The organism is Rhizobium leguminosarum bv. trifolii WSM2297 (assembly GCF_000271845.1).
The window spans coordinates 280,166-300,122 of the sequence record NZ_JH719393.1; the positions used below are offsets into that span (position 1 = coordinate 280,166).

At 62.6% G+C, this 19,957-nt stretch carries 15 protein-coding genes; 3 read left to right on the forward strand and 12 right to left on the reverse strand.

Going from position 1 to position 19,957, the window contains the following annotated elements; all coding sequences use genetic code 11:
* The first annotated feature begins 295 nt into the window (after window positions 1-295).
* Window positions 296-2,836: a methyl-accepting chemotaxis protein gene (locus tag RLEG4DRAFT_RS05145; protein ID WP_003575786.1), complete on the forward strand. Its 2,541-nt coding sequence runs from the start codon at window positions 296-298 to the stop codon at window positions 2,834-2,836.
* Window positions 2,837-2,900: 64 nt separating this feature from the next.
* On the opposite strand, the gene RLEG4DRAFT_RS05150 is transcribed toward RLEG4DRAFT_RS05145, so the two are convergent.
* The 12 genes from RLEG4DRAFT_RS05150 to ltnD all read right to left on the reverse strand — a co-directional run bounded on the left by RLEG4DRAFT_RS05150 (window position 2,901) and on the right by ltnD (window position 18,029).
* Window positions 2,901-3,608: an aspartate/glutamate racemase family protein gene (locus tag RLEG4DRAFT_RS05150; protein ID WP_003575789.1), complete on the reverse strand. Its 708-nt coding sequence runs from the start codon at window positions 3,606-3,608 to the stop codon at window positions 2,901-2,903.
* Between the two features lie 112 nt (window positions 3,609-3,720).
* Window positions 3,721-5,046, reverse strand: a complete 1,326-nt coding sequence (locus tag RLEG4DRAFT_RS05155; protein ID WP_003575791.1) for an NAD(P)/FAD-dependent oxidoreductase — start codon at window positions 5,044-5,046, stop codon at window positions 3,721-3,723.
* A 428-nt stretch (window positions 5,047-5,474) separates the two neighbouring features.
* Window positions 5,475-6,899: an aldehyde dehydrogenase family protein gene (locus tag RLEG4DRAFT_RS05160; RefSeq protein WP_003575794.1), complete on the reverse strand. Its 1,425-nt coding sequence runs from the start codon at window positions 6,897-6,899 to the stop codon at window positions 5,475-5,477.
* 26 nt (window positions 6,900-6,925) lie between these two features.
* On the reverse strand, window positions 6,926-8,251 hold the full coding sequence (locus RLEG4DRAFT_RS05165) for an NAD(P)/FAD-dependent oxidoreductase (protein WP_003575797.1): 1,326 nt from the start codon (window positions 8,249-8,251) through the stop codon (window positions 6,926-6,928).
* A gap of 173 nt (window positions 8,252-8,424) precedes the next feature.
* Complete coding sequence (locus tag RLEG4DRAFT_RS05170) at window positions 8,425-10,080, reverse strand: ABC transporter ATP-binding protein (RefSeq protein WP_003575799.1); 1,656 nt, start codon at window positions 10,078-10,080, stop codon at window positions 8,425-8,427.
* Window positions 10,077-10,943: an ABC transporter permease gene (locus RLEG4DRAFT_RS05175; protein ID WP_003575801.1), complete on the reverse strand. Its 867-nt coding sequence runs from the start codon at window positions 10,941-10,943 to the stop codon at window positions 10,077-10,079. The genes RLEG4DRAFT_RS05170 and RLEG4DRAFT_RS05175 overlap by 4 nt, the downstream gene beginning before the upstream one ends.
* Window positions 10,940-11,890, reverse strand: a complete 951-nt coding sequence (locus RLEG4DRAFT_RS05180) for an ABC transporter permease (RefSeq protein ID WP_003575803.1) — start codon at window positions 11,888-11,890, stop codon at window positions 10,940-10,942. Before RLEG4DRAFT_RS05180 ends, RLEG4DRAFT_RS05175 begins: the two co-directional genes overlap by 4 nt.
* 90 nt (window positions 11,891-11,980) lie before the next feature.
* Window positions 11,981-13,591 (reverse strand): ABC transporter substrate-binding protein, encoded by a 1,611-nt coding sequence (locus RLEG4DRAFT_RS05185; RefSeq protein ID WP_003575804.1) that lies wholly within the window; start codon window positions 13,589-13,591, stop codon window positions 11,981-11,983.
* A gap of 62 nt (window positions 13,592-13,653) precedes the next feature.
* A complete protein-coding gene (locus tag RLEG4DRAFT_RS05190) occupies window positions 13,654-14,367 on the reverse strand; it encodes an HAD-IA family hydrolase (RefSeq protein ID WP_003575807.1) in 714 nt (237 codons plus the stop codon).
* Between the two features lie 644 nt (window positions 14,368-15,011).
* The gene (otnK, locus tag RLEG4DRAFT_RS05195; protein WP_003575809.1) at window positions 15,012-16,289 is read right to left on the reverse strand and encodes a 3-oxo-tetronate kinase; all 1,278 of its coding nucleotides are present in this window, start codon (window positions 16,287-16,289) and stop codon (window positions 15,012-15,014) included.
* 3 nt (window positions 16,290-16,292) lie between these two features.
* On the reverse strand, window positions 16,293-17,069 hold the full coding sequence (otnI, locus tag RLEG4DRAFT_RS05200; protein WP_003575811.1) for a 2-oxo-tetronate isomerase: 777 nt from the start codon (window positions 17,067-17,069) through the stop codon (window positions 16,293-16,295).
* Window positions 17,070-17,084: 15 nt separating this feature from the next.
* Entirely contained in the window at window positions 17,085-18,029 is a 945-nt protein-coding gene (ltnD, locus tag RLEG4DRAFT_RS05205) for an L-threonate dehydrogenase (protein WP_003575813.1), read from the reverse strand.
* 233 nt (window positions 18,030-18,262) lie between these two features.
* Here ltnD and RLEG4DRAFT_RS05210 point away from each other — a divergent pair, with 233 nt between their 5' ends.
* Window positions 18,263-19,261, forward strand: a complete 999-nt coding sequence (locus RLEG4DRAFT_RS05210) for a LacI family DNA-binding transcriptional regulator (protein WP_003575816.1) — start codon at window positions 18,263-18,265, stop codon at window positions 19,259-19,261.
* 16 nt (window positions 19,262-19,277) lie between these two features.
* Window positions 19,278-19,946, forward strand: coding sequence for an aldolase (locus RLEG4DRAFT_RS05215; RefSeq protein ID WP_003575818.1), 669 nt, complete (start codon window positions 19,278-19,280; stop codon window positions 19,944-19,946).
* Window positions 19,947-19,957: the final 11 nt, after the last annotated feature.

Here is a 19,957-nt window from a genome sequence, read left to right on the forward strand (position 1 = left end):
AAAGATACGATCCCTCCGGGCCAATGACCCAGGCTGCCAACTTCTTTTCGTCATGCTCGGGCTTGTCTCGAGCATTTGCGACCGACCGACAAGGCGGCAGATCCTCGGTACAAGGCCGGGCGTGATGCTGAGTAAATAGCGACCTTTGTCAGCAGACCTGAGAATCCAGAAAATGCGGTGTCTCGGTCACGGTTCCGATGGCTCTGAATGAACTCGACACCATTGACCATTTTTTTAGCAGTTGCAGCTATCGTCGCGCCATCAGGCGTGACCATTCCTGGGGGGCGGGGTTCTTATGGCGTTGATTGATCGACTGCTGCAGCGTATGCGGATCGTGACGAAGGTGCTCTTTTTCGTGGTGCCGCTGATCGTCCTCATCGCCGGCATCGGGCTTTTCGGCTATTTCACCGCCGGTACGCTCAAAGGCCAGATGACACTGACGCGGCAGACGATCGACGCCCTTTCCAGTTTCCAGCAACTGCGCTCTTCGCTGACGGCCTTTACCGATCTTCCGGCGGCTACCACGCGCGATCGGCTGGTTGCCAGCATCTCCGATCAGGAGAAAGGTGCCGCAACGCTCGACGCGATGCTGATCGATCCCGCCCAAAAACAGCAGATCGCCGTGGTGCGCGAACTCGGGGCTAAGATGCAGAGCGGCGCCGATACGCTTTGGGCTGTGTCGCAGGAGCGCGCCAATACCGAACAGGCAATCGACGATGCCGTGACCCAGTTGTTCAAGGAAAGCCAGACCGCCCGCAAGCAGCTCGACGTTCTCCAGGATCAGGCGAACGGAAAAGAGGCCTTCGTCCGGGCGTTGCTCCTCGATGCCTCCGTCTACAAGAATCTCGCGCAGCGCGTTGCAAAGTTGCGCAAGGCAACGGCGCAGGCAACTGCCCCCGCCGATATCGCCGGCGCTCTCGGCAGTCTCCTGCCGCCGCTCGTCAAGGAGGTCGGCGGGAGCGCCGCACTCGCCTCCGACAAGGCCCAGACCCAGATTGCCGCGCTGAAGCCGGTATTGGACAAGCTCGCCGCGATGGCGAAGGACAGCGCCAACCTGACGCTCGACGGCTACGCGCCTGTCGACCAGGACCTGCAGGGCTTCGAGGAGAAGTTTGGGAAGCTTGCCTCAGGGAATGCGGATACTGCGATCGAGCGTTTCGTCGGCATGGATGCAAGCATATCAACGTTTCGCTCGATGGTGGCGATCGTCAATACCGCGTTCAAATCGATTGACGATCTGCGCCTGCACTTAAGCGAATTGAACAGGCGGGTCGACGCCGAGGCGCGGGATGCCGTTCTCGCGGATCTCAAGGCGCTGCGCGAAAGCGCTGGCCAGCTCGTACCCTTGAGCGGAAAAAACGCCGCCTTGCAGGATCTTGCCAAGAAGATCGAGCCGTCGCTGGCCTCGATCGAAAAGGACAGTTCGCTTCTGATATCGATCGCCGACCAGTGGCGCGCGGACAAGGAGGCGGCGACCGCACTTGTGGCCGACGCAAGCCACACGCTCGAACAGTTCGTCAGCACGGCGCAGGAGAGCGGCAAGGAAATCAGCCAGCGTTCGGCGACGATGTCGCTTGCGGCAATGATTGCGGGCACGGTGCTTGCGATCATCGGCGGTCTCATGCTGATCGAAACCCTGCGCGCACCGCTGAAGCGGATCACCCAGACGATGATGAGACTTGCCGACGGCGATCTGAACATATCCATCGGCGACGGCAAGCGCGGCGACGAGATCGGCGACATGATCCGATCGGTGACCGTCTTCCGCGACCAGGCGCTGGAGAAGACCAGGCTGGAAGAGCTTGCCGAAACAAACAGGGCGCGGGACGAACGGGAGCAGGCCCGCCGCGCGGCCGAGCAGGCGCGCATCGAGGCGGAACAGAGCGAGGCTTTGAACGCGCTGTCCGACATGCTCGGCAAGCTCGCCAGCGGCAATCTCGCTGCAGAGATGAGCGAGGATCTGGCGGCAGATTATGTCGCGATGGCACGCACCTACAATCACGCCATCGACGCGTTGCGCCTGACGCTCGCCGAGGTTCGCAACACGACCTACGAGATCGCCGAGGGCAGCACCAATCTTTCGGGCGCGGCCGACGACCTGGCTCGCCGAACGGAGCAGCAGGCTGCGGCTCTCGAAGACAGTTCGCGCGTGCTCGGCGAACTCACAGCCAGCGTGCGGACGACGGCCGAAAATGCGAACCAGACGTCGCGTTCGGTCGCCGAAGCGCACCGCCAGGCCGAGCATTCCGCAGCCGTCGTCGCCAAGGCCGTCGACGCCATGGGCGCCATCAACCGATCGTCCGAAAAGGTCAGCAGCATCATCGGTGTGATCGACGAGATCGCCTTCCAGACCAATCTTCTTGCCCTCAATGCGGGCGTGGAAGCGGCGCGCGCAGGGGAGGCCGGCAGAGGTTTTGCCGTGGTTGCTCAGGAGGTTCGCGAGCTTGCCCAGCGTTGCGCCAAGGCTGCCCGCGAGATCAAGGAGCTGATCTCCAACAGCGCATCGCAGGTCGGCACGGGCGTCAAGCTCGTCGAGGAGACCGGTGAGGCGCTTTCGGCGATCATGGAGCACTTCACCTCGATCAACGGGCTGGTGCAGGTCATCTCGTCCGCCACGACAACGCAGTACAAGGGCATCGACGAGGTGAACAACGCCGTTCGCGACGTCGAGCACATCACCCAGCACAATGCCGCCATGGTGGAGGAAAACACCGCGGAAATTCACCGGCTTCGGCAGCAGGTGGAACTATTGAACGAAAGAATTTCCCACTTTCAAACTGCCGACGGCCGCAGGACTTCGCCTGCCAGCATCCTGCGGATGGCCGTGGGCTCCTGACGGGGTTCGTTCGGAGAGCTTCCCAATGGTGATCAAGCGTCGTCGACCCTGACCGGTCGAGGTGTCATGTTGCCCTCGACCGCACCTGGTCCTTTCGCTGCCCCAAACGCCGTTTCACGTTTTCGATCCCAAGGACCGGGCTTGTTAGAACTGGAAGACTGTGGTCCATGCCCTTTACTGCACGAGCCATCGAAGCCTGCGCAAAAACGATCACATCGACCTTCTGCGACAGCTCTTCAAGCGCTTGGCGGATTTGCGCGTCATGCGCTTCGACGTTCCCGTCGGGGAGGAATTGAAACGCTCCCTGAACAAGCACCTCGTCGATCACTACATTTTTGCCCGCCTCGCATGCCTGGCGCTTCAGCAGATCCACCGTCGGCACCAGTGTCGTGGATAATGTCGCCAGGACGCCGATGCGGTTACCATGCTCGACAGCGGCTTTGGCCATGCCTTCGTCAATACGGAACAGCGGCACAGGGCAAAGCGGTGCAATTGCATCGACCGCCGGTCCAAGCGTTGAGCATGTGACGACAATCGCATCTGCCCCGGCGTCGACTGCCGACCATACGTAGGTAGCGAGCCTTCGTTTCGTCAGATGGGATAGCGATCCGCGCTCAATGGTGCTTCTCAGTAGGCTCTCGTCGAGGATCGCGAACGGCTTCCAGTCGGGCAAATGTTCTGTAGCGAGGGCCCCGAATTCGGAAACAAGGCCTGAAACTGTATGGATGAACGCCAGCTTTCTGGCGGAAGCGCTCGTAGATTGAATCGACATGTGATTTCCATCGAGTTGCGGGGGAATCGGCCGACATCGTGATCCGTGATTTGAAGGATCCGCGGCAGCTAGGAACATCGCGGATCATCCAACGCCGCTCGGCTACATCGCATCAGATCGCGCCAACTTCAATTTTCGATTTGTCCGCGAAGCGCGACAGGCGGAATGGGGTCGGATCGACGATTGCCCTGTCGCCGGCGACCAAATCCGCTGCCAGATGGCCTATGCCAGGGCCGGCGCCGAAGCCGTGTCCGGAACAACCTGCGGCGACGAACACGCCGTCGATGCTGCCCACCGGAGAAATCGCGGGTATGGCATCCGGGGTGGAGTCGACATATCCGCCCCAAGCAGACACGACGCCGGCATCGGCGACGGCGGGCAGCAGGGCTTTTATCCGCGCCATTATGGTTGCCGTCGTCCGAATGTCCGGAGCAGGATCGAGTACGCGAATGCGTTCGAAGGGGGTCGGCCTGTCAAGATGCCAGCGACCGAGTGCTTCCGGACCTTGGAAAAACGAGCGGCCTATGCCGATCTCGACGGCCTTCCGCCGTTTGATGAACATCGGCAGAAACGGGCGAGCATAGCGAATGCTCTGCGGCGTGAGCTCGAGCGTCGCCCTGCCGCTGACGGCTATCGTGTAGCTGCCATCGGTCCGGCGCGTCAGGGCACAGTCGGACGTATAGATTGCTCCGCCAAAATCCGGTGCAGGGCCGGTCCGCAGTGCGGTCTGACGGACACTGGCCTGCGGCAGGGAAACCGCATGCATGCGCAGAAAAGCAGAAGCCCAGGCACCGGCGGCACATAGTACCCGGCTGGTGCGGATAAGGCCCTTCTCGGTGACGACGCCGCTCACTTGACCATTGGTGATATCCAGGCCGCGCGCCGCGCAGTTCTGATGAATGGTCGCGCCATGTTTGCGCGCCCCCTCGGCTATCCGAGGAGCGGCGAGCCAGGGCTCGGCCTTGCCGTCGTCGGCCGCGTGGACGCCGCCCAGCCATTTGCGGCCGCCGGCCGCTGGAACGGCGGCAGCGGCCTCGCTGGCGGTAAGCATTCGCGTATTGACGTCAAACCGTCGGGCAACCTCGCGCCAACGGTCCCATTCAGCGAGCTGCTTGGGATCAGCAGTGGCATAAAGGAGCCCGCAACGGCGAAAGCCAAGGTCATGCCCGATCTCTGTGGTCAGCTCTTCCCATAGCCGCAGCGCCAGATTGGCAAGCGGTAGCTCACGCTCATCCCGGTTCTGTTGACGGCACCAGCCCCAGTTCCGGCTCGACTGTTCGCAGCCGACATAACCCTTTTCGATAAGCGTCACTGAGAGGCCGCGACGTGCCAAGAAATAGGCTGCGCTGGCGCCAACAATCCCGCCACCGATCACGACGACATCTGATGATTTGGGTAGAGTTTCATCGCTGCTGATGGTGTGGATCAAAGGGGACATGGCGGCCTCGACGTGAATGATAGCTGGCAGTATCGGGGAGGGGGCACGGCAGAATGCACTGGTTGCAGCGGATTCTCCGTATTTTGCATCGAATATTGTCGCGCAGGAGGGGCGCGAGTTCGCGCAGTGCTGCGTCGGGCTGCGCGCGAGATCAAGTCGCGGTGCTCAGGTTGGTAGGGAGAACGGCCAGGCAATTTCCTCAGTCATGGCGCACCTCACCTCGATCAACGGGTGGTGCAGGTCATCGCGACTGCCACGACCACGCGGTATAAGGGGATCGACGAGGTGAACAACGCCGCTCGTGATGGCGAGCCCATCCCCCAGCACGACCGCAGGGCATCGCATGCCAGCAGCCCGCGGATGTCCGTGGCCTCTGGAACAAGTGCTGTTTCCGGCTTTTTGAGGCGACAGGCGCGTTAGGACATGCCTTAATCGGCGTGCCCGACAATGCCCTTGATCTCGGTGAATTCCTGCAATCCGAACTTCCCGTATTCGCGGCCGTTGCCGGACTGCTTGTAGCCGCCGAAGGGAGCCGCGCCATCCCATGCAGATTGATTGAGGCGCACGATGCCGGTGCGAAGCCGACGGGCGAGCGTCCGCGCCTCCTGCGGATCGCCTTGGATATAGGCGGCAAGACCGTAAGGTGTGTCGTTGGCAATCGCCATAGCATCGTCCTCGGTGTCGTAGCCGATGATCGACAGTACGGGACCAAAAATCTCCTCCCGTGCGATGGTCATCGAATTCTTCACGCACGCAAATACTGTCGGACGCACGTAATAGCCGGCGTTCAGATGCGACGGGCGCCCGCGACCGCCGGCCACCAACTCGGCGCCCTCGGCAATGCCTTTCTCAATCAGCGCCTGGATCTTGGCGAACTGGGCAGCGCTCGCCACCGGACCCAGATCAGTGCCCGGGTCGTCAGGCGGCCCGACCGTCAGCGATGCCGCCGCCGTCGCCGCAATGGCGCTCGCTTCATCCATGCGCTCGGCCGGCACCAGCATCCGGGTCGGCGCATTGCACGATTGCCCGGAATTGGCGAAGCACCGGCGCAGGCCGGCTGCGACCGCCGCACCCAGATCGGCGCTTCGCAATAGGATGTTCGGCGACTTTCCGCCGAGTTCCTGATGCACCCGCTTGACCGTCGGCGCCGCAGCCTGGGCGACGGCGATCCCGGCCTGCGTCGACCCGGTAAAAGACACCATATCGACATCGGAATGGCCGGCGAGCGCCGCGCCGACTGTCGGTCCGTCGCCCTGAACGAGGTTGAAGACCCCTTTCGGAACACCCGCCTCATGCATGATCTCAGCAAAGAGGAGAGCGTTGAAGGGCGCGATCTCCGACGGTTTGAGCACCATCGTGCAGCCTGTCGCCAGCGCCGGAGCCACCTTGCAGGCAATCTGGTTGATCGGCCAGTTCCATGGCGTGATCATGCTCACGACGCCGATCGGTTCGTGAATGATCCGAGTCGAGCCCTGCATATATTCGAAGTCGAATGCATCGAACGCCCGGATTGTCTCTTCGAAATGCGCCGCCCCCAGTCCCGCCTGTTCCGCCCGTGCCATGGCGCGCGGGGCTCCCATTTCGCGGGAGATGATGTCGCCGATCTCCCGCTGGCGGCGCTTCAGGATCATCAGAATTCGCTCGAGCAGCGCCCTGCGCTCCGCCTTCGTCGTCTGTGAAAAAGTCGTAAAGGCCGCCCGGGCGGCTTTGATCGCCCGCTCTACATCGGCGGTATCGCCGATCGCTATCGTTCCGATGGATTGCTCGGTCGATGGATCGATCACCTCAAGCTCTCTCAGCCTTTCGGGATCGACCCACTCACCGCCGATATAGAATTTGCGGGCGTTTTTCATGAAATGTTCCTCCGGCCGCGCCGAAATCAAAAGTCGGCCACCTTGCCCCAGGCGGATTTGCCGAAGCGGTCTGGGTGATAGGGCCGTGGATCGACAATCGGCTCATCGCCTGTGGCGATATCGGCAATCAAATGACCGGCGCCCGGTCCGATGCCGAAGCCGTGGCCGCTGAAGCCCGCAGCAAGGATAAAACCTGGGAGAGTGGCGATCTCGCCAATCCCCGGCACGCCGTCCGGAGTGCTGTCGATATAGCCCGCCCAAGCCGCGGCGATGCTGGTTTTCTTCAAGGCGGGCAGAAGCTCGAGTGCCCTCGCATGGGTTAGGGCAATGGTGGCCTTATCGACGGTCGGGTCGAGGATGCGCATGCGCTCCATTGGGGTCGGCCGGTCTAGACGCCAGCGGGCCAGCGATTCATGGCCGGATCGAAATCCCTCCAGACCGCCGGGCGCTAAGCTCCGCCAGCGCCGGGCAAACATCGGCAGGAACTGGCGGGCGAAGCGCAACTGCTGCGGCGTCGGATCGACGCGGCCGCGACCGCTGATTGCCAGCGTATAGCCACCATCGCTGCGACGTGTAGCGGAGACCGCAGATGTGTGGAGTGCGTCCGGCAGGCCGCTTGCTCCGGGCGAAACGGCAAGGATCGACGAACGGATCGATGCCTGCGGAAATCGAATGCCGAGCTGGCGGCAGAAGGAGGAGGCCCAGGCGCCGCCGGCCATGATGGCAATTTTTGTCCTGATCGTACCGTGCTCGGTGACGACGCCGGCGAGCCTGCCGCCTTCGATGTCGATGCCGCGGGCCGCGCAGGATTGATGCACCGTGCCGCCGAGCTTCAGGATCGCCCGCGCGACGGCCGGTGCGGCGCGTGACGGATCGGCGGTGCCGTCGGTCGGCGAAAACACTCCGCCCTTCCACGAGGCGCCGGTGGCGCGCCCGCGTTCGGTGGCCTCTGCGCCGCTCAGCATATACGTCGTGACGCCGACCGAACGCGCGAAATCCCGCCAGCGTGCCCAGCCGGCCAGTTCTTCGTCGCTATTGCTGAGATAGAAGAGGCCGCAGCGGCGAAAACCGGTATCCTCCCCGGTCTCCGCGGCGAAGCGCTCCCACAGATCGAGGCTCTTCGTCGACATCGGCAGTTCGCGGGCGTCGCGGTTCTGCTGCCGGCACCAGCCCCAGTTGCGGCTCGATTGTTCCGCGCCGATAAGGCCTTTCTCGACAAGAGCCACCTTCAATCCGCGCCGGGCCAGATAATAGGCTGCGAAAACGCCGACGATGCCGCCGCCGATCACCACCGCATCGGCGGCAGTGGGCAGCTCTGGCGTGGTGTCGACGCGATCGAGCGGTGCGGGCATGTCAGGGTCTCCGTTTCAGGGGGTAGTCTAGCGGACCTGGCGCGGCGCTTTTGCCGCAGATCAGCTGGTGGCGGCAGAAGATTGTGCCTTGCGAGGAGGTCGGCAGCCATTCGTGCTTCCCCCTGCCTCGCAAGGCGGAACGTTGCCGGACAAAGTGATCGCCACGCCGACCCTCATTGCCGGCAATAGGCTCGCACCAGTTCAGGATCCTGCTGGAGACCGTCGAGCCAGGCCGGATCGAGCGTCGGCACCGAGGAGAAGAGCAACTGCGAATAGGGATGCGTCGGCGCCTTCACCGTCGAGGGGGTGATTTCCTCGACCTTGCGGCCTCCATACATCACGACGATCTCGTCGCAGATCGCCTCCACGACTGAGAGGTCGTGGCTGATGAAGATGTAGGAGAGGCCGAGTTCGCGCTGCAACTCCTTGAGCAGGTCGATGACCGCGGCGGCAACCACCGTGTCGAGAGCCGAGGTAATCTCGTCGCAGAGGATCAGTTTCGGATCGGCGGCGAGCGCCCGGGCGAAGTTGACACGCTGTTTCTGCCCGCCTGAGAGCTCTCCCGGCCGGCGATGGCGCAGGCTGCGGGGCAGGCGAACCATGTCGAGCAGCTGATCGATCCGGGTTTTTCGCGCCTGACGATCCATGCGGTGGTAAAAAACCAGGGGCCTGGCAAGGATGTCCTCAACCGATTTTGCCGGGTTGAGAGCGGTATCGGCATATTGGAAGACGATCTGCATCTCGCGCAACTGATCGCGCGAGCGCTCGCGAGCGCTGCGGCTGAGTTCCGTGCCGTCGAAGACGATTTTGCCGATTGCGGCCGGCAGGATGCCGGCGATGGTGCGGGCGAGCGTTGACTTGCCGCACCCGGATTCGCCGATGATGCCGAGGTTACGCCCTTTTTCCACCTTCAGGCTCACGTGTTCGACCGCCCGGACGAGGGGGAGGCCGTCGGCCTGGCGCTGTCCATAGCCCGCGACGAGATCTTCGATCTTCAGGAGAGGGGCCGTCGCGTTTTCTATAGCGCCTGCTATGCCGCGTGATTTCGGCTCAAAGGCTGCAAGAAGCTCTCTGGTATAGGGATGCTTGGCGTTGTTGAGGATTTCATTGGTGGTCCCGGTTTCCTGGGTTTCCCCGCCTTTCAGCACGACAATGCGGTCAGCGATCTGCGCGACGACAGCAAGGTCGTGCGAGACATAGACGCCCGCTATGCCGCCCTTCTTCATGACCGACTTGAACGCGCGCAGCACTTCGATCTGGGTCGTCACGTCGAGCGCCGTCGTCGGCTCGTCGAAGATGACGAGGGTCGGGTCGCCGATCAGCGCCATGGCCGCCGCCAGGCGCTGCAGCTGGCCTCCGGAAACCTGGTGCGGATAACGGCTGCCGATCGTCTCGGGCTCCGGCAGGGACAGCGCCCGGAAGAGCTCCACTGCCCGGGCACGCGCATCCTCTGGCGACATCAGCTGATGAATACGGGTGACTTCGATCACCTGATCCATGATCGTTTTGGCCGGGTTGAAGGCGGCGGCAGCAGATTGCGGGACATAGGCGACTTCGGTGCCGCGCACCTTGGCGCGCTGCTTCTCGCTGAGCGTGACCATATCCTTGCCGCCGACCGAAACACTGCCGCCGGAGATGCGGCAGCCCGGACGGGTATGGCCCATCAGGGTCAGGGCAATGGTTGTCTTGCCGGAGCCGCTCTCGCCGATCAGCGCGACGATCTCGCCCTCGGCAATGTCGAGGCTGACACCCTTGATGATCTCGACGCGCCGGCCGGAATCGGTGGTGGCCTCGACCTTCAGGTCACGGATTTCAATGAAATTGCTCATGACACGCTCCGGTCGCGGATTTTCTGCGGCAGGTTGTCTATCAGCAGATTGACGCTGATCGTAAGGCTGGCGATGGCAAGCGAGGGAAACATCACCGCCGGTGCGCCGAACGGCAGCCCGCCGATATTCTCGCGCACCAGCGCACCCCAGTCGGCATAGGGCGGCTGAACGCCGAGGCCGAGGAAGGAAAGCCCGGAAAGGAGCAGAACGATGAAGACAAAGCGGATTCCAAGGTCCGCGAGCACCGGCCCGACGATGTTGGGCAGGATTTCCGAGCGGATGAGATAGAGGGTATTTTCGCCGCGGATGCGCGCGACCGTGATGAAATCCATCGCATTGATGTTGACGGCGAGCGCCCGAGCGAAGCGGTAGGCGCCGGGGATGTAGATCACCGACAGCGTCAAGACCAGAACCGGGACCGAAGAGCCGACTGCGGCGACAATCACCAGGCCGAACAGCTTGCTCGGGATGGAATTGAGGGCGTCGAGGAAGCGGCTGAGGATCGTGTCCAGCCAGCCGCCGGCGACCGCTGCGATCATGCCGAGCACGACGCCGCTGAAGCAGGCGATCGTCACCGCCGCCAGCGAGATGCCGACCGTGTACCGCGCGCCCATCAGAATCCGCGAGAGCATGTCGCGGCCGAGATAATCGGAGCCGAACCACAGTTCCCGGCTCATCGGGCCGAAATAGTCGAGATCGACGATCTCGCCGACAGGGTAGGGGATGATCAGTGGCGCGATGATCGCGATGAGCGCCCACGAAAGGATGACGATAAGGCCGATCGCTCCGACGATGTTGAAGCGATAGCCAAACCGTGTTCCGGACGGACGGCCGGACGTGGTTACGGAACTGGTCATGGTCATCGGAGCCTCGGATTGGAAAGGATGGCGATAATGTCGGCGATGGTGATCAGCAGCAGATAGCCTAGGCAGAAGATCATCGCGCAGCTCTGGATCAGCGGCAGGTCGCGCGTGGCGACGGCATCCAGCATCAGCTTGGCGATACCAGGATAGTTGAAGATGGTCTCGACGATGATGACCCCTCCAAGCAGGTAGGACAGTGAAAGTGCAACGGCATTGACGATCGGGCCGAGCGCATTGGGCAGCGCATGGCGAAAGACGATGCGCGGCCGGGAGGCTCCCTTGAGCAAGGCCATTTCGACATAGGGCGTGTTCAGCGTCTCGATAACAGCCGCGCGCGTCATGCGGATCATCTGAGCCGAGACGACGAAGGTGAGGGTGATGACCGGCATCGCATAGACGCGGAGCAAATCGCTGAGACTGTGGACCTCGTTGGCGAAAGACAGCGCCGGCAGCCATTTCAGATAGACCGCGAAGATCAGCGCAGCCGAGGTTGCGACCATGAACTCCGGCACAGAGATGACGCCGATGGTGATCACCGTGACGATCCGGTCGTAGAGCGTGCCGCGCAGCATCGCCGCGGTGATCCCGAGCGTCAGTGCAATCGGCACGGAGAACAGCGCGGTGACGCCGGCGAGTTTCAGCGTGTTGACGAAGCGGCCGGCAATGAGGTCGACGATCGGCATCTGGTTGGCATAGGACGTGCCAAGGTCGCCCTGCAGCAGTCCGACAGACCAGCGCAGGAAACGAAACAACGCCGGCTCGTCGAGATGCATGGCCTTGCGGAGACCTTCGACGGCTTCTGGCGTCGCCGCCTGGCCAAGCAGGATCGTCGCCGTGTCTCCCGGCAAAAGCGTTGTCGCGAAGAACACGGCGAAGGAGACGATCACCAGGGTGATCAGGGCGATGAGCAATCTGCTCAGCACAAGGGATAGGACCTGGTTGTTCACGCGCGGCTCCCTTTTGGCGTTCGAATTGAGTTTTACCAACACAAATGGAGGAACCGGGGGCGCGGCTGCGGCCGCGGCCCCCGGGCTTTATCAGGCTTCGAGCCAGACATATTCGGCAAAGGCGTATCCCATCTGGCCGCCAAGCGGGCTGGGTTGCAAACCCTTGAGCTTTGCCGTGGTGGCATCGACATTCGATATATAGGCTGGAATGATGGTGCCGGCTTCCTGGGCGACCATAGCCTGCATCTCGTTGTACATCGCCTTACGCTTCTCCTGGTCGAGCGAACCGCGAGCCTCGATCAGCATCTTGTCGAACTTCTCCGACTTGTAGTGGCTTTCGTTCCACGGGGCATCCGAGGCGTAGAGCAGGGAAAACAGGATATCAGGGGTTGGCCGTGGGTTGATATTGCCAAAGTGAATCGGCGCCTTGAGCCAGTAGTTGTCCCAGTATCCATCGGACGGCACGCGCTGAACATCGAGCTTCATGCCGATTTCAGCGCCGGCAGCCTGGATGATCATGGCCATGTCGATCGACGAGTTCGCCGCATCGGAAGCGATGATCGGAATGGATTGGCCGAGGACGCCCGCCTTATCGAAGTGGAACTTCGCCTTATCGGGATCGAATTCCCGCGCTTTCAGGCCGGCGTCATGATAGAAGTTCGCCGGTGAAATGGGTTGGTCGTTGCCGACCTCGCCGAGACCGCGCAGCGCCGACTTGACGATCTGTTCGCGATTGACGAGATATTTCATGCCCTCGATAAAGTCCCGCTTGTTGCCGGGCGCCATATCCAGCCGCATGTTGAGGTTTGTATAGCTGCCGGAGGTCGACTTCGACAATGTGAACGCGTCGCCTTGTGTCTCGACAAGGCGCATGGAACGCGGATTGATCGTGGCGGCAAGATGGATATCGCCCGAAAGCAGCGCGTTGACGCGGGCATTGTCGTCGCTGATGGCGAAATACTCGAAAGAATCGACGTTCGGGCCGGATTTCCAGTAGTTCTTGTTCTTGATCCCGACCGAGCGTACGCCGGGCTCGAAGACCTCCTTGACGAAAGCGCCGGTGCCATTCGCCTTTGAAAAGTCGGTCGTGCCGTCGGCAACGATCATGAAGTGGTGCAGAGCCAGGATGGTCGGCAAGTCCGCGTTTGCATCGGCGAGGGTGATCTCGACGGTCTGTTTGTCGACCGCCTTGAAGCCGGTCATCTGGGCGGCGATCTTGGCGACCTTCGAGCCGACGGCGGGGTCGAGATGGCGCTTCAGAGAGAACACCACGTCGTCGGCGGTCAGCGGCTTGCCGTCGTGGAAGGTGACGCCGCTTTTCAGCTTCACCGTCCAGGTTTTCGCATCCTTGGACTCGATCGCATCGGCAAGCTCCATCTGCGGCTTGCCGCTCTGGTCGAGGATGGTAAGACGGTTATAGAAGGAGCAGCACCGGACGTAGTCGGTGGAGAGCGACGCCTTGGCGGGGTCGAGCGTATCTGCCGTGGAGGACGACCAGCCGGCTGCCTTGAGCGCGCCGCCCGCAACGGGTGAGGCGGCAAGCGCCTTTCCGGCGCGGCCAAGAACGAACCCGCCGGCGGACATGGCGACGCCGCCCGCCAGCATCATATGCAGCAACTCGCGGCGGGTCGCGCCGCGACGGATGGCCGTCTCGATCATGGTGTCGTCGGACCTGGTCCAGTTGGTGATCTTGTCGTTCATCTCATTCCCCTTTTCTTGTGTGGCGGGCTGCCCTGCTGCGGGCGGGGCCCGATCCGGTTAAGTCAGGCGCGGGCGGCGGCCACCGCATCGGCGAGGCCAGCCATGGACGTAAAATGGTAATCGGGTTCGGTGAACTCGGCCGGCTCGATCGTGCCGCCGTAACCCTTTTGGGCATGGCGCCGCTCGATCCAGCAATTGGCGAGCCCCAGTTGCCTGGAAATTCCGATATCGTGGTACTGGCTCTGGGCGACATGCAGGATGTCGTCCTTCGAATGACCTTCTGCGGCAATGTAGGCGAAGACCTTCTCGAAGAATGCGGGATCGGGTTTTTCAGTGCCTGTATCGTCGGCCGTGAAGGCGGCATAAAAGGGATTGCCGAGTTCCTTCTCGAACAAATCGAATGCCCAGCGGCGGGCATTGGTCATCGCAACGAGGCGGTAATCCTTCGCAAGTTTGGCCAACGCTGCGGCGCTGTCCGAAAAGCCCTTCCAGCTCTTCGCCGAGTCCCGCAGCCGTTCGCCATATTTTTGATCGGCGGGCAGGCCGAGTTCCGGCGCGATCGCCAGGTAGACGCGCACGAGGTCGTCGGGAAAAAGATCGGCATCCTCGGAGTAGCGGGCTGCGCGGTAGAGGCTGAGCGCCTGCTCGCCGTCAACCGTGCGTCCCGTCTCGGCCGCGATCTCGGCAAAACAGGCCTTCAGGCCGCCCTCGAAGTCTATGAGCGTACCGACGACGTCGAATGTCATGTATTTGAATTCCGGAAGGCTCTTGCTCACGTGAATTCCCCAGTGTTCGGCTCTGGCGGGAGCGCGGTTTCTCAAAGAAGAATATTCTGTTCCCTATGGCGGGATCTTTTGCCCCGCTCTTGTGTGGAAGGCCCCGCATCTGCCGGGACACGAGCCGTTCACTGATTGTAGTGTGTCACCGGCCTTGCGCCGGATTCTCCTGAAAGGCGCGATATGGCGGCACAAAATACTGAATCTGGCCGTTTCGCGATATTCTCGGGGCTTGCTTCGCCCGCTCGCATCCTGGTCCGCCGGAGCCTCTGTCGGCGTGAAGCGCCTTCCCGAACGACGCTCGCCGTTTCGGTGCGGCGGGCGACAGGGCTCCCATGAACGCCGGGGATGCGAGGGGATAACGCGGTAATTGCAGGCCCAATCGAATATGCCGCGCACCGGCCCCGACGCCGTTTTCGTAAAGTTTCGGGGTTTCGGAGGCTGCTTGCGGCGCGGCGGCTTCTGACGCCGGTTGAAGGGGACGCGGAAGCGGCACGGCGAGCGGCCCGCGCCAATCGCCGATGAGCGGCGATAGTCGATCGAGATGAACTGATCGGCTTCAGGCTATCCTTGGATATTTCAGAATGGCCGAGAGGCTTCCCGACCATCGGTACCCAAGCCGGCACCTGGCGATGCTGAACACGTCAGTTCATCATCGCCAGCGCTGCCGCAAAGAAATCCTCGCCTCCGAAGTTTCCTGACTTCAACGCCAGAAGCATGTCGCCCTGGGCATTGCCGACTGTGCGCAGGACCGGCACGCCGGGCGCAATCTCCGGTCCGATCAGAAATGCCGGAATGGCAAGCTTGTCGACCGCCGCCCCCGAGGTTTCTCCGCCTGCGACCACGAGCCGCCGCACGCCTTTTTCCACCAGTTCGGCGGCGATGATCGACGTTGCGGTCTCGATCGCATGGCCGGCTGCCTCCCGTCCATAAAGGGATTGCAGACGGGCCACGGTTTCGGGCGCGGCGCTGGCGGCGACCACGACTGGGCCGGCGGCGATGCGGTCTCCCGCCCAGGAAATCGCCGCGGCGATCTCGTCCGGACCGGCAAGCAGTTTTTCTGGGTCGAGACGCAGGACGGACATCGAACGCTCGGCGGCGTCGAGCTGGCGTAGCGTTGCTGCGGAACAACTGCCGGCGATGACCGCGGAAAACCCGCCCACCGGCCGGATAACCGCCGGCGCAGCTCCGTCGGACGATACCCGACCGGAGTGGACGAGCGCGCGGGCAAGGCCGAGGCCGAGCCCGGAGGCGCCGGTGGACACCGGAGTTTCGAGTGCGACCGCGCCGAGCGTTTCAAGATCCCGCTCGAAAATCGCGTCGGCGATGGCAGCGGTGATGCCTGCCGCCCGCAGTGCCTCGAGCCTCGCCTTGACGGTGGCGGGTCCGGCGGCGATGGCCGTGAGATCGATCAGCCCTATAGCGCCATTCGATTGCCTGGCGAGAACCCGCACCAGATTGGCGTCGTGCATCGGATTGAGGGGGTGGTCCTTGAGCGGGCTTTCGTTCAACGGCTGTCCGCCGACAAAGAGGTGACCGAGATAGACGGTCCGACCCGTTTCCGGGAAGGCTGGCGTTACTAGCACGACGCCGCCGCCGGCGGCATCGCGCAATGCCTCGGTGACCGGTCCGATATTGCCGGCATCGGTGGAATCGAAGGTCGAGCAGATCTTGTAGAGCACATGGCCCGCGCCGCTCTGGCGCAGCCATCGCTCGGCGCTGGTGGCGGCCGTGACGGCCTCCGAAGCCGGGACGGAGCGGATCTTCAGGGAAACGACCACGGCGTCGACATCCGGCAGCGTGAGCCCCGGGTTGGGGATGCCGACCGTCTGCACCGTGCGCAGACCGTTCTTCGTCAGCGTGTTGGCGAGGTCTGAGGCGCCCGTATAGTCGTCGGCGATTGATCCGAGCAAAATAGCCATCATCTAGCTCCGTGCAAAAGGTTTGAACCAGCCAAGGCCGTCCAGTGTCTGGCCGCGCGGGATATATTCGCAGCCGATGAAACCGTCGTAACCCAGGCGATCGATTTCGCCGAACAGATAGGGATAGTTCAGCTCCTCGCCGTCCGGCTCATTGCGTGACGGCACACTGGCAATCTGGATATGGCCGGTGATCGGCAGCAGGCGCCGCAATGCCATGACGACGTCGCCATGGATGATCTGCCGGTGATAGATATCGAACTGGAGCTTCAGGTTCGCCAGGCCGGATTCGGCAATCAGTTTTTCGGCGGCGCCGAAATCATTGAGGAAATATCCCGGCATGTTCCGCCCGTTGATCGGCTCGAGCAGAAGATCGAGGCCCTTTTCCGCAAGCCGCTCGGCCGTATAAGTGACCGAGCGCCGGTAACGGGAGGAGGCGTCTTCGTCGTGACGGTTGGCAATGCCTGCCATCAGGTGCAATCGCCTGACGCCCGTCGCCGCCGCATAGTCCAGTGCCTTCTCGACATCCGCTTTCAGCGCATCGAAGCGTCCGGGAAGAGCCGCGATGCCGCGCTCACCTGCCGCCCAGTCGCCCGGCGGCAGGTTGAACAAGGCCTGCTGCAGATTGTTGCGGGTCAGCCGTTCGGCGATCGCCTCGGGTGCCGCTTCGTAGGGAAAGAGATATTCGACGGCAGAAAAGCCGGCATCGGCTGCGGCGTCGAAGCGATCGAGGAACGCCCATTCGTTGAACATCATCGTCAGGTTGGCGGCGAAAACCGGCATTTTGGCGTTTCCTTTTTACAGCTTCTGCGGTTCTTTGCCGGAACCCGGCAATTCAGCGCCGGAAAGTTTTGCGTAGAGCCGGGCGAGCGAGGAATCATCATCACGGCCCATGCCGGCGCCGGCGGCGGCCAGATACATTTGCAGCGCCGCCGCTGCGAGGGGCACCGGATACCGCTCGGAGCGGGCCATGTCCTGGACGATGCCGAGATCCTTGACGAAAATCTCGATGCTGCTGAGCGGCGTGTAGTCTCCGGCCAGCACATGCGGCACGCGGTTTTCGAACATCCACGAATTGCCAGCCGAAGCCGTGATCACCTCGAACACCTTGTCGAGATCGAGGCCCTGCTTGGCGGCAAAGGTTATCGCCTCGCAGGCGGCCGCGATATGCACGCCGGCGAGAAGCTGGTTGATCATTTTGAAGGCAGCGCCGGTTCCGGCCGCGTCCCCGAGTTCGTAGACCTTGCCGGCCATGGCGTCGAGACCCGGGCGCGCCCTGTCGAAGGCCTGGCTGGAGCCGGACGCCATGATCGTCAGTTCGCCACGCGCCGCCTTGGCGGCGCCGCCCGAAATCGGCGCGTCGAGATAATGCAGGCCGAGAGCCTCCACCCTTTGTGCCAGGTCGCGTGCAACGGCGGGGTCCATGGTTGCCGACGAGATGAACACGGCGCCGGGCTTCATCTTGTGGGCGACGCCATCGGGTCCGAACAGCACGGCTTCGGTCTGCGCGCCGTTGACGACGACGGAAACGACAATATCGGCTTCCTTCGCCGCATCGGCGGGGGTTGCCGCGCCACGTCCACCATCGGCGATGAAGCGGTCGACAGCCGCCGGCGTGATGTCATATCCGATGACGTCGATACCGGCGCGCTTCATCGACCGAGCCATTCCAAGCCCCATGGAGCCAAGGCCGATGACGGCCGAGACAATGGCGGAGCCCGAGTTTTCTGCAAATGATGCCATGAGGATGTGCTCCGTCTTGCGAGGAAAGGTCCGCACCGCTGCGAGGGGGCCATACCCGCTTTGTGGCAGCGCTGCCATATTCTTTAATCTATTTTGGCAGCGCTGCCAATGGCAAGTTGGTAGCGCTGCCAAAAAAACATTGCTTCTTGGTCAGAGCAGTGAAAATAGTGGCAGCAGGTAGGCGAACGGACAGAACGAGCAGCCACTTGAAAGCTGGATTTTCCAACGTGACCATGGAACTCAAACAGCAGGTGACGGTAACGCTTGCCGAGGTCGCGGAAGCGGCCGGCGTCGGCGAGAGCACGGTATCGCGCGTGCTGCGCAATCACGGCTCGTTTTCCGGCAAGACGCGGGAGCGAGTGATGGCTGCCGTCGAGCGATTGGGCTATGTGCCGAACCGGATCGCGGGAACGCTGGCCTCCACCGGGTCGCGTCTCGTTGCCTTCGTCATTCCGTCGCTCTCCAACATCGTCTTCCCCGATGTGCTGCGCGGAGCCAGCGCCGTTCTGGAGGAAAACCGCTACCAGGCGGTGTTCTCCGTCACCGATTATGATCCGGGCAAGGAGGAAGTGCTCGCCGCCGCGATGCTCGCCTGGCGGCCGGCGGCGGTCATGCTGGCCGGATACGAACATACGGACGGGACAGTGAAGATGCTGCGCGCCAGCGGGTGCCGGGTCGTGGAACTGCTTGATCTGGACGGAGATGCGCTCGATATCGCGGTCGGCTTCTCGAACCGGGCGGCCGGGCGGGAGAGCGCCGCCTTCCTGCTCAAGCGGGGCTATCGCCGCATCGGCTATGTCGGCCACGATCTCAACCGTGATACCCGCGCCGGCAAGCGGTTTTCAAGCTTTTGCGAAACGCTGGAAGTTGGTGGCGCGCCCCTCGTGGCCCGTGAAATTCTCGCCGGCGCGTCGTCCGTGGAAAACGGCAGGCTGGGGCTGGAGCGGCTACTTGCCCGGACGCCGGATCTCGATGCGGTTTATTTCTCCAACGACGATATGGCGCTGGGCGGCTATTTCCACTGTCTGGCTGAGGGGATCGCTATCCCCTCGAAGCTCGCTATTTTCGGCTATAATGGCCTCGATATCGGCCGGGCAATGCCGCAGCCCTTGTCAACCATCCGAACGCCGCGCGTGGCGACCGGGCAAATCGCCGCGCAGATGGTCGTCGCCAACGCGCCGCCCCAGGCCGTCGATCTCGGTTTCGAGCTCATCGAAGGCGCAACCGCGTAATTTTGGAGGAAATGTCATGTCCGACGCGCGCCAGCGTGAAGAAATCTGCCGATACGGCCGCTCGCTGTTCGAGCGCGGGCTGACGCCCGGTTCGTCGGGCAACATATCGTTACGGCTCGATGATGGCGGCTGGCTGGTGACGCCGACCAATGCCTCGCTCGGGTTTCTCGATCCGGCGCAGATCTCCAGGCTCGATGCCGAAGGTCGGCTGTTGTCCGGCGACAAGCCGACCAAGGAAATTCCGCTGCATACCGCCCTCTACGACACACGCGGCAGCGCCCGCGCCATCGTCCATCTTCATTCCACTCACGCGGTGGCGCTGACCATGCTGCCGGAGATCGATCCCCGCGCTGCCCTGCCTCCGATGACGCCCTATTATCTCATGCGCGCCGGCGAAACCGCACTGGTGCCGTATTATCGTCCCGGCGACCCGGCGGTGGCCGACGCCATCCGCGGGCTGGCAGGCAAGTATTCATCGGTGCTTCTGGCCAACCACGGACCTGTTGTCGCCGGCGACACCCTGGAGGCGGCGGTCTTTGCCACCGAGGAGCTGGAGGAAACGGCAAAACTCTATCTGCTGCTGCGCAACCTCAATCCCCGTTACCTCAGCCCGGGACAGGTGGCCGATCTCGTCAACACGTTCGGCCTCGACCTTCCATCGCATCACCATCACGACGATGATTGAAACTGTCGCTT